Origin of the sequence: Gemmatimonas sp., from assembly GCF_041689975.1 — a bacterium.
In the GTDB taxonomy this organism is placed as follows: domain Bacteria; phylum Gemmatimonadota; class Gemmatimonadetes; order Gemmatimonadales; family Gemmatimonadaceae; genus Gemmatimonas.
The window spans coordinates 1-2,200 of record NZ_JBDNFF010000114.1 but is presented as its reverse complement, the minus strand read 5'-3'; the positions used below and the strand labels follow the sequence as shown (position 1 = coordinate 2,200).

At 62.4% G+C, this 2,200-nt stretch carries 1 protein-coding gene; it reads left to right on the top strand.

Annotated features, from left to right (window positions below; translation table 11 throughout):
* A partial coding sequence (locus ACESNG_RS07925) for a heparinase II/III family protein (RefSeq protein ID WP_373068469.1) occupies positions 1 to 2,008 on the top strand: 2,008 nt, incomplete at its 5' end.
* Between the last annotated feature and the right edge of the window lie 192 nt (positions 2,009 to 2,200).

The window sequence follows — 2,200 nt, the reverse complement described above, 5'->3', positions numbered from 1 at the left end:
AGCCAGCCTCGATACGCCGCTCGGCCACTGGAGTACAATCAATTATCTCGACCGATCCGTGGCCGGCGATCACAAGGTGCTGTGGGAATTCAATCGCCACCAGCATCTCGTCACGCTCGCGCAGGCATGGCAGTACAGCCACGCGCCAGAGCTGTTGGACACCATCCAGCTGCACTTTGAGTCGTGGCTGCGGGACAATCCTCCCCGACAAGGCGCAAACTGGGCGAGCAGTCTCGAGGTGGCGTATCGGGCAATATCGTGGTGCTGGACATTTCGGCTGCTGTCTGGGCTCGAATCTTACGCTGTCCCGTTTGAGCCGATTCTGGCAAACGAACTGCTGGCGTCGATAAACGCGCATGGCCGCCACATCGCCCGCTATCTCTCCACGTGGTTCAGTCCGAATACGCATCTCACCGGAGAGGCACTGGGGCTCCTGTACTTAGGTGTCTGCTTTCCCGCACTTACCGACGCCGCAAAGTGGCGCGCACTCGGCAGTGAGATTCTTGAAGCCGAAGTGGACAAGCAGGTGCGCGCCGATGGCGTGTATTTCGAGCAGGCCACGCAGTATCACCGATACACGGCAGAGATCTATCTTCACTACCTGCTCCTGATGCGGAGCCGTGGTGAGTCCGTGTCAAACAAGGTAGCGACCGCGCTGCATCGTCTGTTCGATGTGCTGCTTGCTCTGTCGCGAGCCGATGGTTCGATGGCGCTGCTCGGCGATGACGATGGCGGACGTCTCCTGCAGCTCGACGACCGCCCTCCACATGATCTTCGCTCGCTCCTTGGAATCGGTGCGGCAGTGTTGGCGAGAAGTGATCTGGCATGGGCCGGACGTGGTGATGATGCGGCCATGCTCTGGCTCCTTGGACCGGGAGCTGTTGAGCGACGCGATGCCTTGGTCGGCCAGCCCCCCGCTGCAACGGCGAAAGCCTTTGTCGACGGCGGAGTATTTACCATCCGCGATAGCTGGAGCGCACCGTCTGGCCATGCCACCATCAGCTGTGGCCCGTTCGGCGCACTCAGTAGCGGCCACTCACACGCCGATGCCCTCGCCGTGGATCTGTTCGCGACAAGCGGACCGCTTCTGGTGGACAAGGGCACGCTGCGATACGACGGTCCGGAGCGAAACGAGTTCCGTTCGAGCGCTGCGCACAACACCCTGGAGCTCGGCGGCGTCGGGGCCGCAGAGCCCGGTACCCCCTTTCGCTGGCAATCATCCACTGACGCGGTGCTCGACTCGTGGATGACCGCCGAGGGCATGTCGTGGTTCGCAGGCCATCACGACGGGTACACTACGCTTCGTGCCGGACTTCGTCACTCACGAAGTGTGTGGCACCCGGCCTCCGGCGTGTGGCACGTTGCGGACTCAGCGGCTGAAGCGGAGGGTGTAGACTTCGCCCTGAGATGGCATCTCGCGCCGGGAATCACCGCGCGGGTCATGCAGTCCTGGACCTCCGGGGTTGTCCTTGATCTAACTCGCGACGGCATGTCCATTGCCTCGATGCTGCTGGTGAGTCCGACGCCGGGTGTATTCTCCCTCGATCGCGATCGAGTGTCGCCCCAGTACGGACGCGTAGACGACGCCAGCACCGTGCGATGGAGTGGCACGGGATCGCGCGACCTTCGAGTACGCTCGGTCGTCATCGACTGGGGCAGCCTGCGAGCGAGCGGTGTCACGGTTCGCGGCATTGCCTCTGTTGGTGAGATATTCTTGCGTCAGCAGGGAGCCACCGCCGAACCAAGCGAACCGCTACCCATTCTTCATCTTGACTCTACAAACGCCGTGATGCCGCACGATTTGATTCTGACCGCGAAGGCGAGCTGGTATGAGCCCGATTCTCGAGGTCAGGCGGAACGCTGCGTGGCCATTGGCGCTCAATCCGTCAGCGTGGGCTCGAAGAAAATCCTGGAATCAGACTCCGTGGGAAGCTGGATGGCGGCCGAAGGATCGCACGGTCAGTGGGCGCGCGTTGCGACCGGCGACGCTTCCGTTCAGGGCCGCTGAGATGTGTGGAATCTGCGGAGTAGTGCGCACGGCCGACGGCCCCCAGCTGAGCGAAGGGCTGGTTGTTCGAATGCGCGACACGATGCTGCATCGTGGTCCCGATGGCGCGGGGCTGCATTTGGACGAATACGCTGCGCTAGGGCACCGTCGGCTCAGTATCGTCGATGTTGCCCACGGACAGCAGCCCATGTT